This window comes from Terrabacter sp. 05T424 (assembly GCF_056396225.1).
Genome location: NZ_JBFTLB010000005.1, coordinates 244696 through 258508, shown reverse-complemented (window position 1 = coordinate 258508; position 13813 = coordinate 244696). Strand labels below are relative to the sequence as shown.

9 protein-coding genes are annotated in these 13813 nt (G+C 71.8%); 3 read left to right on the top strand and 6 right to left on the bottom strand.

Features of this window, described 5'->3' with window-relative positions:
* Window positions 1–6 precede the first annotated feature (6 nt).
* Window positions 7–3240, top strand: coding sequence for an AfsR/SARP family transcriptional regulator (locus AC1DE0_RS13395; protein WP_478101258.1), 3234 nt, complete (start codon window positions 7–9; stop codon window positions 3238–3240).
* An 85-nt stretch (window positions 3241–3325) separates the two neighbouring features.
* Window positions 3326–3484 carry a hypothetical protein gene (locus tag AC1DE0_RS13390; protein WP_478101256.1) on the top strand — a complete coding sequence of 53 codons (159 nt, stop codon included), beginning with the start codon at window positions 3326–3328 and terminating at the stop codon, window positions 3482–3484.
* A 135-nt stretch (window positions 3485–3619) separates the two neighbouring features.
* On the opposite strand, the gene AC1DE0_RS13385 is transcribed toward AC1DE0_RS13390, so the two are convergent.
* The 6 genes from AC1DE0_RS13385 to AC1DE0_RS13360 form a co-directional block, all read right to left on the bottom strand.
* The gene (locus AC1DE0_RS13385) at window positions 3620–4108 is read right to left on the bottom strand and encodes a hypothetical protein (protein ID WP_478101254.1); all 489 of its coding nucleotides are present in this window, start codon (window positions 4106–4108) and stop codon (window positions 3620–3622) included.
* 171 nt (window positions 4109–4279) lie between these two features.
* Window positions 4280–6403, bottom strand: a complete 2124-nt coding sequence (locus tag AC1DE0_RS13380; RefSeq protein ID WP_478101252.1) for an ABC transporter ATP-binding protein — start codon at window positions 6401–6403, stop codon at window positions 4280–4282.
* Window positions 6403–8136, bottom strand: coding sequence for an ABC transporter ATP-binding protein (locus tag AC1DE0_RS13375; RefSeq protein ID WP_478101249.1), 1734 nt, complete (start codon window positions 8134–8136; stop codon window positions 6403–6405). The genes AC1DE0_RS13380 and AC1DE0_RS13375 overlap by 1 nt, the downstream gene beginning before the upstream one ends.
* A gap of 60 nt (window positions 8137–8196) precedes the next feature.
* The gene (locus AC1DE0_RS13370) at window positions 8197–8958 is read right to left on the bottom strand and encodes a TetR/AcrR family transcriptional regulator (RefSeq protein ID WP_478101247.1); all 762 of its coding nucleotides are present in this window, start codon (window positions 8956–8958) and stop codon (window positions 8197–8199) included.
* A 141-nt stretch (window positions 8959–9099) separates the two neighbouring features.
* Window positions 9100–10710, bottom strand: coding sequence for a DUF7059 domain-containing protein (locus AC1DE0_RS13365; RefSeq protein WP_478101319.1), 1611 nt, complete (start codon window positions 10708–10710; stop codon window positions 9100–9102).
* Window positions 10707–11087, bottom strand: coding sequence for an STAS domain-containing protein (locus AC1DE0_RS13360; protein WP_478101317.1), 381 nt, complete (start codon window positions 11085–11087; stop codon window positions 10707–10709). Before AC1DE0_RS13360 ends, AC1DE0_RS13365 begins: the two co-directional genes overlap by 4 nt.
* A gap of 316 nt (window positions 11088–11403) precedes the next feature.
* Between AC1DE0_RS13360 and AC1DE0_RS13355 the strand changes: the two genes are divergently transcribed.
* Window positions 11404–13779 (top strand): DEAD/DEAH box helicase, encoded by a 2376-nt coding sequence (locus tag AC1DE0_RS13355; RefSeq protein WP_478101245.1) that lies wholly within the window; start codon window positions 11404–11406, stop codon window positions 13777–13779.
* Window positions 13780–13813: the final 34 nt, after the last annotated feature.

Here is a 13813-nt window from a genome sequence, read left to right as displayed (position 1 = left end):
GGACCCGTGCAGTTTGGGGTGCTGGGGCCCGTGGAGGTCCTCATCGACGACGTGGCACAGGTGCCCCTCGGCAGCGGTCGCGAGCGCCTGGTCCTCGCGATGCTGCTCCTCGGTGCAGACCGGCTCGTGCCGAGCGAACGGCTCATCGACGCCCTCTGGGCCGAGCCGCCCCCCACCGCCAAGCAGCAGCTGCAGAACCTCATCGCCGGGCTTCGGCGCCGCCTCGCGTCCCACGACCAGGACCTCGTGGCGACCCGACCGTTCGGCTACCAGCTGCGGATGGGCAGGCACCGGCTCGACATCCTCGAGTTCCGGCGCCTCGTCGCTGAGGCGAGGGCCCTGGCCGACGCGAACGAGCCCGACGCGGCCGCCCGCACACTCGTCCTGGCCCTCGATCTCTGGCGGGGCACTCCGCTCAGCGACGCAGCACGAGCCAGCTCCGACACCGAGATCGCCGCCCTGGTCCAGTCCCTGAACGACGAGCGGGTCGGGGCGATCGACCTGCTCGTGGGGTCACTCACCGCGGCCGGCCTGCACGACCGGGTGCTCGCCGCGACGTCGGGCGAGCTGCACCACGACCCGTGGAACGAGCGCCTCCACGCCCACCGACTCCGGGCCCTGGCCGCGACGGGCCGACGGAGTGAGGCGGGCGACGAGTATCGCCGGCTCAGGCGCACCTTCCTCGACGAGCTCGGGGTCGAGCCCGGGGCGGAGCTCGCCGCCCTCAACGTCGAGATCCTCGAAGGGCGCGCGGTCACGACGCCCACGCCCCCCGTGGCTCCGCAGTCCCGGCCCGTGCCTCGCGAGCTGCCTGCCCTCGCCTGGACGCTCGTCGGGCGAGACGACCTGCTGGCGTCCCTGACGCGGCAGCTCGGCGGCACGCCCACCCCCGACGCTGCCGGAACCCGTGATTCCCGAGCGTCCGTCGCCTTCTCGGCCTCCTCTGACGCGGCTCCGGCGGTGGCCGGCCGTCCGACGGTGGTGGTCCTCGTCGGAGTCGGCGGCGTCGGCAAGACCGCCCTCGCCCTCGCCGCGGGGCACGCCCTGGGCGAGGCCTATCCCGACGGCACCCTCCATGCCGCACTGGGGCACGGGCCGCGGGGCTCCGCCGACGTGCACGACGTCGCCGCACGCTTCCTCCGGGCGCTCGGCGTGGACCAGTCCGCCATCCCCGCCAGTCCGGATGAGCGGATCTCGCTCTACCGCAGCACGATCGATCGCAAACGCCTGCTTGTCGTGCTGGACGACGCCGTGAGCGAGGCGCAGGTCCGGCGCCTTCTGCCGACCGGTCCGGGCTCGGGCGCCATCGTCACGTCTCGCAGCAAGCTGGCGGGGCTCGTGGGCGTGCGACGCCACACCGTGCCGCGGCTGTCCCCCGAGGACGCTGCGGGGCTCATCGTCGAGCTCGCCGGCCCCGAACGGCCCACCGGCGAGGACGCGGTCGTCGCGGAGATCAGCAGCCTTTGCGGCCACCTCCCCCTGGCGCTGTGCGTCGCCGGCGCCAAGCTCGCGACGAACGCCGACCTCGAGCTGGACGACTTGCGCGACCGGCTGATGGACGAGCACTCTCGCCTCGACGAGCTCTCGGTCGGAGACATCGACGTCCGAGCGAGCATCGGCGCGTCGGTGAGTGACCTCGCGACGCCCGCGGCTCTCCTCTTCGCCCGGCTGGGCGTGACGTCCGGCGAGTGGCCCGAGTGGGTGCCGCGGCTGCTCATGGGTGAGGGCGCATCGCGTGCCGAGGCTCGGCAGGCACTCGACCAGCTCATCGACCGGCACCTCGTCGAGCCGAGCGGACGAGACGCGGCAGGACAGGCACGCTTTCGGGTGCACAGCCTCGTCGTCGAGCTGTCTCGCGAACGCCTGCTCGCGGAGGAGGGCCCCGCCGCGAGGGACGCCCTTGCCCTCCGTCTCCACCGTGCCTGGCTCGAGCTCGCCCACGTCGCCGAGTCCCATCTCGGCGAGGCGGGGGCGCCACCGGCGACGACTGCACGGGCCGCGACTGCGACGACCCGAACGCCGCAGGCCTCGGGCGACGTCGCAGGGGCGCCACTCACCTCGGCGCCGAGTCGGGCCCCGAGCGACTGGTTCGAGGCCGAGTGGATCAACCTGACCGCCGCCGTGCTCGGCGCAGTGGCCCTCGAGGAGCGCGAGCTCGCAGCCCAGCTCGCCCTGGCCTTGCGCACCTTCCTCACCATCCGCGCCTACGATGACGAGCGCGAACGCGTCCTGCGCCTCGCGCTCGACGACTATCCCGACACCTGCGACCAGGGCCTGCTCGCCCAGCTGCTCGGGGCCCTCTTCGGCGTCATCGCGCAGGAACGGCGTTTCGACGAGCTCCCGGAGGTTGCCGCGCGGCGTCTCGACACCGCTCGCACGCTCGGCGACGCCGCCCTCGAGCAGGCCGCGATGGCCCAGGCAGGGTGGGCTGCCATGGTCCTCAACCATTTCGACGAGGCGCTCGACGCGTATGCCGCCGTGGCAACCTTCGCGGAGCGGCGCGGGGACACGGCCGGCCAGGTCGCTGCCGTGGGCCAGCGGGGCGTGGTGCTGCGCAACATGGGCCGGCCTGCCGAAGGGGACCCGTTGCTCGCGACCATGGTCGAGGCCTCGCGCCAGGACGGCGCGCCACGGCGCACCTGCATCTGGCTCGTGACCCGCTCCGAGGGCCTGCTCGACCTCGGTCGCGTCGACGCTGCCGAAGAACTGCTCACCGAAGCACTGGGGATCGCCGAAGGCCTGCGCGATGAGCTGGGCGCGGCCCACTGCCGGCTCGCCCTCGGTCGGGCGCAGCTGCTCCGGGGCTCGATCGAGCGCGCGCACGAGGAGCTTGAGGCCGCCCGACCCCAGCTCGACGCGCACGCGGTGGACTGCGAGGACCTCGAGTGCCTGCGCCTCGCGGTGGACCTCGACGTCGCGGCGGGCCGCTGGCTCGAGGGCGAGGAGCAGGCGCACCGACTCGTGGCCGCGCGCCGGGCGGAGGGGGATGAGCTGCAGCTCGCGAGCGACCTCGCTCGACTGGCCCGCATCAGGGTGCAGCTCGACCCGCCCGGCGCCACAGACGACGCTCATGAGGCCGCTGAGGCCGCTGACGACCAGGTCGACGAGGACGCCCGCCATGAGTCCGACGGCGCCGCGGACGCTGACGAGGTGGGCACGATCCTGCGCCGTCTCGGACTGGGCCGGGCGGCGCTGCGGCTCCCGCCCACCGCACCGTGCGCATCGACCGCGGGTTGTTAGGGATTTGTTGGCGGCGCGCCCTTAGATTGCGCTCATCAGCGGGGCAGGCCTCCTCTGCCCTCGACGTTCGAAGGGGACCGTCACCATGAAGCACATCATCCGAATCGCCGCGGCATTCACCGTCACCGCCATCCTCGGCTTCGCGGCGGCCTCCGCCGGCCACGCCGGGTCGGCACCGGACGACGCCTGGTGCCGGAGGGCCCCCTCGGCCAACGGGCCTTGTGAGTACATCGCGGGGGCGTGAAGCCCGGCACATTCGAGCCACGAGGGCCATGACGCGCAGGGGCGTCATGGCCCTCGTTCGTGTGCCGCCGCTCCGACGAACACGGTGGACCTTCGGTCTGTGTCCGCAGGCCCCGCTCCGTCGGGCGGCGTGCCGTCAGCCCTTGTGCCAGTAGTACGCGACGCCGCCGTGGGACTCCGCGTGCGTCGTCGGGTTGTACGAGTGCTCGCCGACCTTGTTGGGAGCCACGAAGTTCGAGTCGATGACGCGAATGTCTGCACCGGCCGGGTCGCCCGAGACGATGGCCGTGTGGATGCCGGTCGTGTGCGAGCCGGAGTCGGTCTCCTGGATGATGTCGCCGGGAACGACGTCGGCCTTGTTCACGCGGTGGTAGCCGGCGTTGACGTAGGCCTGGTAGTAGCCGGTGCCGAGCGTGTTGGGATAAACCTCCGCGTAGATCTTCTGGACGAAGACCTTGCACTGCCCCTGGGACGTCCCGATGTAGTTGCGAGCGTGCGTGACCATGGCGCTCGCGGCGTCGGCCGACGACACCGCGCCGACAGGAATGACGCCAGCGGTCGCGACGGCGACGGCGAAGGTGGTGACGAGAGTGCGGAAGGTGGCCTTCCGGGCTCGAGTGTTCATGGTCAATCTCCTTGTGTGGCAGGTGATCGGGCTGGCCGACCGGTTCGGACCGGCGCGCCCCGAGGGGCGTGGAACCAGAGTCCCGGCGGCCCCTAACCAGCCGCTAACAAGGCACGGAGGCCCCGCCGTCCTCAGAGACGGCGGGGCCTCCTGCGGCACCTCCGGGCGGACTCAGTCCGCGGTCGGGTCCGCGGTCGTGGCCGAGTCGGGAGCGGGCACACCGGGGCCTCCGGCCGGACCGGGTGCCCCCGCCCCGACACCCGCCAGCTCTGGTATGCCGCCGGGGCCGGGGAGCGCCCCGGCCTCCTCGTCGAGGTCGGCCGCAGCACCCGCGAACTGGGCGGCATACAGCTTCGCGTACGCGCCGTCCCGGGCCAGCAGCTCCGAGTGCGAGCCCTGCTCGACGATGCGGCCGTCCTCCATGACGAGGATGAGGTCGGCGTCGCGGATCGTCGAGAGACGGTGCGCGATGACGAAGCTCGTGCGGTCGGACCGCAGTGCTGCCATGGCCTGCTGGACGAGCAGCTCGGTGCGTGTGTCGACCGAGCTCGTCGCCTCGTCGAGGATGAGCAGGGCGGGGTCGGAGAGGAACGCCCGGGCGATCGTGACGAGCTGCTTCTCGCCGGCGGAGATGTTGCTCGCCTCGTCGTCGAGCACTGTGTCGTAGCCGTCGGGCAGCGAGTGCACGAAGCGGTCGACGTAGGTCGCGCGTGCCGCCTCGAGGACCTCCTCGTCGCTGGCGCCCGGACGGCCGTACGCGATGTTGTCGCGGATCGTGCCCCCGAAGAGCCACGTGTCCTGCAGCACCATGCCGATGCGCGAGCGCAGGCCGTGGCGCGTCAGGTCGCGGATGTCGACGCCGTCGAGCGTGATGCGCCCGCCGTCGAGCTCGTAGAAGCGCATGATCAGGTTGACCAGCGTCGTCTTGCCGGCTCCGGTCGGACCGACGATCGCGACGGTCTGGCCGGGGCTCACCGACAGGTCGAGGTTCTCGATGAGCGGCTTCTCGGCGACGTAGCTGAACGAGACGTCCTCGAAGGCCACCGCGCCGTGCGGGTCGTCGATCGTGGCCGGGCTGCCTGCGTCGGGCTGCTGCTCCTCGGCGTCGAGCACCTCGAAGACCCGCTCGGCCGAGGCGACACCCGACTGCAGCACGTTGGCCATCGAGGCGACCTGGGTGAGCGGCTGGGTGAACTGGCGGGAGTACTGGATGAAGGCCTGGACGTCACCGAGGCTCATCGTGCCGCTCGCCACGCGCAGGCCGCCGACAACGGCGACCAGCACGTAGTTGAGGTTCCCGACGAACATCATCGTCGGCATGATGATGCCGCTGATGAACTGAGCGCCGAACGCGGCGCCGAAGAGCTCGTCGTTCTTCGTCTCGAAGGCAGCCTCGGCCTCCTTCTGACGACCGAAGACCTTGACGACGCCGTGGCCGGTGAAGGTCTCCTCGATGATGCCGTTGAGCTCGCCGGTGTTGCGCCACTGCTGGATGAACAGCTTCTGCGAGCGCTTGCCGATGGCTGCCGTGACCATCACCGAGATCGGGATCGTGACGAGCGCGATGAGCGCGAGCATCCACGAGATCCAGAACATCATGCCGAGGACCGCGACGACGGTGAGCAGCGACGTGAGCAGCTGCGACAGGGTCTGCTGCAGCGCCATCGAGACGTTGTCGATGTCGTTGGTGACGCGCGACAGCACCTCGCCGCGCGGCTGCCGGTCGAAGTAGGGCAGCGGGAGGCGGTTGAGCTTGGCCTCGACGTCCTGGCGCAGCCGGAACATCGTGCGCTGGAGCAGGCCCTGGAGGATCCAGCCCTGCACCCACATCAGCAGCGAAGCGACCGCGAAGAGCACGATGACGAGGAGCAGGACGCCCTTGAGGGCCTCGAAGTCGATGCCGACCCCAGGGGTGAAGTCAACGTGGGCGAGCAGGTCGGCATACGTGGTCTGGCCGTTCGCGCGCAGCCCCTCGACGAGTTGCTGCTTCGTCGTGCCCGGGGGCACCTTGACGGTGCTGCCGATGACGCCGGCGAAGATGATGTCGGTCGCGCGGCCGAGGATCTTCGGGCCGATCGAGCTGAGCACGACGCTGACGACGGCGAGCGTGATGACGACGACCAGCTTGGTGCGCTCGGGGCGCAGCAGGCCGAGCAGGCGCTTGGCCGACGGGCCGAAGTCGAGCGACTTCTCGCCGGGCTGGCCCATCTGCATGTGTGGTGGTCCGCCGCGGCGGGTCGGGCCGCGACGTGCTTCGGCGGCCTTCTCCTCGGCGCTCTTGACTCCCTCGCCCATCAGGCCGCCTCCTCCGCGCTGCGCTGGGACTCGACGATCTCCTGGTAGGTCTCACAGGAGTCGAGGAGCTGGTCATGGGTGCCCTGGCCGACGACGCGGCCGTCCTCGAGCACGACGATGTGGTCGGCGTCGACGATCGTCGAGACGCGCTGGGCCACGATGACGACGGCGCTCTCTCGCGTGACCGGCCGCAGGGCCTGCCTCAGCCGCGCGTCGGTCGCGAGGTCGAGCGCCGAGAACGAGTCGTCGAAGAGGTAGACGTCGGGTCGCTTGACCACCGCACGCGCGATGGCGAGGCGCTGACGCTGGCCGCCAGAGACGTTGGTGCCGCCCTGGGCGATCGTCGCGTCGAGGCCGCCGTCCATCTTCTCGACGAAGTCCTGGGCCTGCGCGATGCGCAGCGCGTCCCAGAGCTCCTCGTCGGTGGCCTCGGGGTTGCCGTAGCGGAGGTTGGTTGCCACGGTGCCGCTGAAGAGATAGGGCTTCTGCGGCACGAGGCCGATGCGCGACCACAGGTCGTCGAGCGCGAGGTCGCGCACGTCGACTCCGCCGACCTTGACCCGGCCTGACGAGACGTCGAAGAGGCGCGGCACGAGACCGACGAGCGTCGTCTTGCCAGCGCCGGTCGACCCGATGATCGCGGTCGTGCGGCCGGGCTCGGCCGTGAACGAGACGTCGTGGAGCACGGCGTTCTCGGCGCCCGGGTAGTGGAAGTCGACGTCGACGAGCTCGACACCGGCCCTGGCCACCTTGATGTGGAGTGGCTGCACGGACTCGCCGACCGACGAGGTCGTGTCGAGCACCTCCTGGATGCGCCCGGCCGAGACCGCGGCGCGCGGGATCATCGTGGCCATGAACGTCGCCATCATGACGCCCATGAGGATCTGGATGAGGTAGCTGAGGAACGCCGTCAGCGCCCCGATCTGCATGTCACCCGTGGCGATGCGGTGCGCACCGAACCACAGCACGGCGACCGACGACAGGTTGAAGATGAACATCACGATCGGGAAGACGAACGCCATCAGCCGGCCGACGCGCAGGCCGGCCTCCGTCAGGGTGGCGTTGGCCTCGGAGAACCGCTCCTCCTCGTGGCCCTCGCGGACGAAGGCCCGGACGACGCGAATGCCGGTGATCTGCTCGCGCAGCACGCGGTTGACCCCGTCGAGCGAGGTCTGCATGCGGCCGAACCACGGCACCATCCGCCAGATGATGAGGCCGACGCAGAGTCCGAGGAGCGGCACGGCGACGGCGACGAGCCAGGACAGGCCGACGTCCTCGCGCAGCGCCATGATGACGCCGCCGACCATCATGATCGGGGTCGTGACGAGCAGGGCGAACGCCATGAACGTCACCATCTGCACCTGGGTGACGTCGTTGGTGTTGCGCGAGATGAGGGTCGGCGCGCCGAACTTCGCGACCTCCTGGGCGGAGTAGTCGACGACGGTGCCGAAGATGTGGGCCCGCAGCTCGCGGCCCATGCTCATGGCGACCTTCGCGGCAAGGTAGGTCGCGCCCACGGCGGCGGCAATCTGCACCACGCTGACCCCGAGCATGAGTCCGCCGTGGCGCAGGATGAAACCGGTGTCTCCCTTGGCCACGCCGTCGTCGATGATCTCGCCGTTGAGGCTGGGCAGGTAGAGGGAGGCGAGGGTGCTCACGAGCTGCAGCAGCACGATGAGCGAGATCTCGCCCCCGTAGGGCCGCAGGTGGCTGCGGAGCAGTCGCATCAGCATGCGGATGCCTTTCGGTGGGTGTGGTCGGTGATGTTCGGCCCGGTGGAGGACGCTAGGGCCTCACGCCGGGTGAGGGTCAACGGCTTTTCCATGCCGGTGCTCCTCTCCGAGAAGGCCGGTCGGGTCGCCGCCCAGCTGGGTGTAGAGCTGGGCGATGCCGAGTCCGCTGCCGCCGCTCGGCGGGGCGGGGCGGGCGACGACCCCGTAGAGGACGGTGTCGACGATCTCCTCGGGCGTGAGGGTCATGCCGTCGGCGATCCCGGGGTGGCTGCCCGAGAAGCAGAGCAGCCGGATGCGGTGCACGACGTCGCGGGACGGCACGACGAACGCGTCGTGCTCGCCGAGGAGCAGCTGGTGGATGGTGTCGAGGAGCGGCTGGTGGGGCTCGCAGTCCTCGGCGCCCTGGTCGGACGCGCCCCGCAGGTGCCGGCCCGCCGCGTAGCAGGCGAGGTGCGGCCCACGGTTCGGAGGTTCGGTCAGTCCCAGCGCGCCCATCAGCCCGAAGACGTCAGTGAAGCGCCGCTGCATGATCGTCGTGAACGCCACGAGCCGGTCGCGCACCGGCAGGTCGGTGCCGATGGCCGCGATCGACTGCCGGACCGGGGCCGGGCAGAAGGCGGTCTGCACGGCCTCGTCCTGCAGGGCGTCCTTCGTGGCGAACACGCGGAAGATCGTGCCCTCGGCGACGCCGGCCTCACGGGCGATCTCGCTCGTCGTCGGAGGATGTCCCTGGCGGTGCGCGAGGTCGAGGAAGACACCGATGAGAGCCTCACGTCGGTCGTCCGGGTGCATGGGGGCGGCGCGCCCTGTTCGCTGTCGCACCGGACCATTCTGAATGAGTGAGTGCTCACTCACAACCCCTTTACGCCACCAGCATCATCGAGAAAGCGATCCGTCCGCCTGAGAAGCGGACGGATCGCTTTCTCGATGGGGTGCGGACGGATCGCTTTCTCGATGCAAGGGTCAGACGAGGAGGCCGTCGGCGACGAGGTCGCGGACCTGGGGCACGAGCTCGGCTCGCACCTGCGCCGGGTCGAGCTCGAGCACGGTCGCGATCGCGTCGAGCGCAGCCCGCGCGGTGAGCTCACCGTCGGCCACGCCGAGGTATGCCGCCAGCAGCGTGCTGGCGCGAACGACGCGTCCCAGCCCGCCGCCCTGACGGACGAGGATCACGGTCGGGTCGTCGGCGCCGGGGACGCCGTGTCGCTCCTCGGTGACGTCGGGGGCACAGGACCAGGCGATCTCGAGCACGTCGTCGTCGGAGTGCTCCGCCAGCCAGGTCCGCGCGCGCAGACCGGCATCGACCGCCGGGCCCATCGGAGCCGCCACCGGTCCGTGGGCCTCGTCGAGCGAGCGCCACGGCGGCCGCTGGGTGGCCGGACGCTGCAGGGTCACGACCCCGAAACCGATCGACTCGACGTCGCGGGAGGCGAAGTCGCGCAACCAGGCGGCATACATCTGGGAGTGGGCCTCGCTGCCCGGGCTGGCGCCGCCGTCGCGGGCCCACAGCTCGGCGTACTCGGCGGGGTCCTGCGACTCGCGCTGGATGACCCACGCGTCGAGGGCGGCGCCGTGGGCGGCCTGCTCGGCGAGCCAGTCGTCCCAGACATCGCGCCAGGAGCGGCCGGCTGGCACCTCCCAGTTGCCGAGGAACTGCGCGATCCCCCCGGGCTCGAGCACGTCGCCGACCTGACGCACGAGCGAGCGCACGATGCTGTCGCCCGACCGACCACCGTCGCGGTACTCGTAGAGCGGCAGCCCCTGGTCGCGCGGTGTGATGACGAAGGGCGGGTTGCTCACGACGAGCGAGAACCGTTGCCCGGCAACGGGATCCAGCAGGTCACCCGCTAGCAGCTCGACAGGGGGCACGGCACCAGAGGGATCGGGCGCGGCGAGCGCGAGGTTGAAGGCGGCATACGCGAGGGCTCGTCGCGAGATGTCGGTGGCGACGATCGACCCGGCGTGGGCGGTCAGGTGCAGCGCCTGCACGCCGCACCCCGTGCCGAGGTCGAGGGCCCGGTCGGCGGGGCGGCGCACGGTCCACGACGCCAGGGTGGTCGAGGCGCCCCCGATGCCGAGCACGTGGTCGGCCCGCAGCGGACCGCCCAGGGCCAGCTCGGAGAGGTCGGAGGCGACCCACCAGTCGTGGGCGTCGTCGCCGTAGGGACGCAGGTCGCAGGTGGCCACCGCCTGACGGCCCGAGACGGCACGGTCGGCGCCGAAGCCGACGCGGCCGTTCTCGAGGCGCACGAGACCGAGGGCCACGGCGCCCTCGACGTCCAGCGTCGGCAGCGCCTCCGCGAGCGCAGAGGCGGGGACGGCACGGCCCAGCGTGAAGAGGCGGACGAGAGTGCCGCAGGGGTCAGGTTGGGACGCCTGCACTGCCCCGCCCGGCTGGGACGCGGTGGCCGGTTCGGTGGCGAGGAGCGCGGGCAGGGGCTGCTCACGGTGCAGGGCCGCCGACGCGACGGGCCCGAGCCGCGCGGCGACACCGTCGACCGTGAAGCCGGCCGCCGACAGGTCGTCGCGAAGCAGCGCGACGAGGCGCTCGTCGACGACAGGAGTGTCGCTCAGGACGTCTCGCCCTGGGAGAGGCCGGAGGCAGCGGACGCCGAGTCGGCCGCGAGGGCCGAGTCGAGGTCGGGGTGGATCTCGAAGACCTTGTCGAGACCGGTGATCGAGAAGACCTTGAGGACACGGTCGTCCTTGCCGACGAGCCGCATCGAGCCACCGCGCGAGCGGGCCAGCTTGAGCCGCCCGACCAGGACCCCGAGGCCCGTGGAGTCGAGGAACGTCACGTCGGTGAGGTCGACCACCAGCCGGGTGCGACCGCCCTGGATCTGCTCGTCGAGCTTCTCGCGAACGAGCGGCGCCGTGTAGACGTCGATCTCGCCGCCGAGGTGCACCACGGTCTGGTCGCCGTGGTCGGCTCGGGTGATCGAGAGATCCACCTGTGCCCCTTCCTGTCCCCACACTCGTGATGCGTCCGACCGCCCCGGGGTGGGGCGAGCCGCTCCTGTCGTCGTGCTGCTCGTGCTGACCTTCGTGCTGGTGGTCGTGCTGACCGGACCGCGACGGTCACGATTCCCCGACGTGACTGACCGCGCAGTAACATGCCCCGCACGTCGGTTACCGTACCCCGACGACATACGGTTGCTCCACATGAACGGCGAGCCAGCGCCCCGCGGATCCGTGCCGGAATCGTCCGGCCACGGCTCGTCGCCCGCCGCGCGCCGTGCCTCCCTTGCACCCGTCCGAGCTGCGACCGTGCCGAGACCGTCCCCCGAGGACCTCCTGCGCACGCTCGTCGGCGACCAACCCGAACGCCTCGTCCACGTGCACGAGGTCCCGGCCCGTGAGGCGGTGCACGCACCGTGGCCCGAGTGGGTCGACCCCACGCTGCTCGGGGCCCTGCTCGCGTCCGGCATCGAGTCGCCGTGGGTGCACCAGGTCGAGGTGGCCGAGGCCGCCCACGCGGGACGCCACGTCGTCGTCAGCACGGGCACCGCCTCTGGCAAGAGCCTCGGCTACCACCTGCCGATCCTCAGCGACCTCGTGTCCGGTGCCGCCGCGCCGAACGGCCGCGGCGCGACGGCGCTCTACCTCTCCCCGACCAAGGCGTTGGCCGCCGACCAGCTGAGCCGCATCAGCGCGCTCGCGCTGCCCCAGGTGCGACCCGCGACCTACGACGGCGACACCCCGACCGACGAGCGCCGCTGGATCCGCGACCACGCCAACCTCGTGCTCACCAACCCCGACCTGCTGCACCACTCCCTCCTTCCGGGCCACGAGCGGTGGAGCTCGTTCCTCCGCGCCCTGCGCTACGTCGTCGTCGACGAGTGCCACGTCTACAAGGGCGTCTTCGGCGCCCACCTGGCCGCTGTGCTGAGGCGGCTGCGGCGCGTCGCGGCCCGCTACCGGTCCGAGCCGACCTTCGTCTTCGCGTCCGCCACCGTGGCCGACCCCGAGGACCACGCCTCGCGACTACTCGGTATGCCGGTCCTACCGGTCACGCGTGACACGTCCCCTCGGGCGTCGATGACCTTCGCCCTGTGGGAGCCCCCGCTGCTCGTCGACGAGAGCGGCCAGCCCAAGCGGGTCAGCACCGTGGCCGAGACCGGGGAGCTGCTCGCCGGCTGCGTACGCCAGCAGGTGCAGACCGTCGCCTTCGCGCGGTCGCGCGCCGGGGTCGAGGTCGTCGCCCGCATCGCCCGCGAGCGCGTGTCCGTCACCGACGAGAGCCGGGTCGCTGCCTACCGCGGCGGCTACCTGCCCGAGGAGCGCCGCGAGCTCGAGAAGGCGCTGCGCTCGAAGGAGCTGCTCGGCCTGGCGGCGACCAACGCGCTCGAGCTCGGCGTCGACGTCAGCGGGCTCGACGCCGTGCTGCTCGCCGGCTGGCCGGGCACGCTGTCGTCCCTGTGGCAGCAGGCCGGGCGCGCCGGGCGGTCGGGCGAGCGCTCTCTCGCCGTGCTCGTCGCGGCCGACGACCCGCTCGACACGTTCGTGGTGCACCACCCCGAGGCGATCTTCGGGCGCGGCATCGAGGCGACGGTCGTCGACCCCGACAACCCGCACGTGCTGGCGCCGCACCTTGCGGCCGCGGCGGCCGAGCTGCCGCTCACCGAGGCCGACTTCGCGGTCTTCGGGGACCAGACGCGGTCGCTGCTCGACGCCCTCGTCGACCGTGGCATCCTGCGCAAGCGACCCCGGGGCTGGTTCTGGGGGCGCGAGGACCGGCCGGCCGACCACCTGTCGCTGCGTGGCGCGGGTGAGCCGGTGCGCATCATCGAGACGCGCACGGGTCGAGTCGTCGGCACGGTCGACGAGGCCTCCGCCCACGCGCAGGTGCACACGGGCGCGGTGCACCTGCACCAGGGCCAGACGTGGGTCGTCACCGAGCTGCAGCTCGACGACCACGCCGCCTTCGCCGTACGCGGTGACCCCGGCTGGACGACGCAGGCGCAGTCGGTGAGCGACTTCCAGATCGTGCACGAGGTGGAGCACGAGCAGTGGGGACCGCTCCGCTGCTCCTTCGGGCACGTGACGGTGCGCAACCAGGTCACCTCGTTCCTGCGCCGGCTGCCCGGCGGCGAGGTGCTCGGCGAGCACCCCCTCGACCTGCCCCCACGGTCGCTCGCCACCAAGGCGATGTGGTGGACGATGCCCGTGGAGGAGCTCGCGTCGGCCGGGGTGGAGGAGGCCGGCATACCCGGTGCGGCACACGCGGCGGAGCACGCGGCGATCGGCATGCTCCCCCTCTTCGCGACCGCCGACCGGTGGGACATCGGCGGCGTGTCGACCGCCCTGCACCCCGACACGGGGCTGCCGACGATCCTCATCTACGACGGGCACCCGGGCGGGGCCGGCTTCGCCGAACGCGGCTACCGGCGGGTCCGGGCGTGGCTGTCGGCCACCCGCGAGGCCATCGCGGCGTGCGAGTGCGCGTCGGGCTGCCCGTCGTGCGTGCAATCCCCGAAGTGCGGCAACGGCAACGAGCCCCTCGACAAGGCCGGTGCCATCGCCCTGCTCGACCTGACCCTGGCTCACGCCGGCGACCCAAGCGACTCCAGCGACTCCAGCGACTCCGGCGAACCGGACACTTCGGTCGCGCAGACGCAAGAACGTCGGTTCGCCGGCCCTTGACCGGCCCTGACGTGCGGCTCCCGGCCCGCGCGCC

Coding starts and splice junctions, on each gene's coding strand:
- AC1DE0_RS13380 (WP_478101252.1), bottom strand. CDS start 6,403: ATGGGCGAGGGAGTCAAGAGCGCCGAGGAGAAGGCCGCCGAAGCACGT.
- AC1DE0_RS13390 (WP_478101256.1), top strand. CDS start 3,326: ATGAAGCACATCATCCGAATCGCCGCGGCATTCACCGTCACCGCCATC.
- AC1DE0_RS13385 (WP_478101254.1), bottom strand. CDS start 4,108: ATGAACACTCGAGCCCGGAAGGCCACCTTCCGCACTCTCGTCACCACC.
- AC1DE0_RS13375 (WP_478101249.1), bottom strand. CDS start 8,136: ATGCTGATGCGACTGCTCCGCAGCCACCTGCGGCCCTACGGGGGCGAG.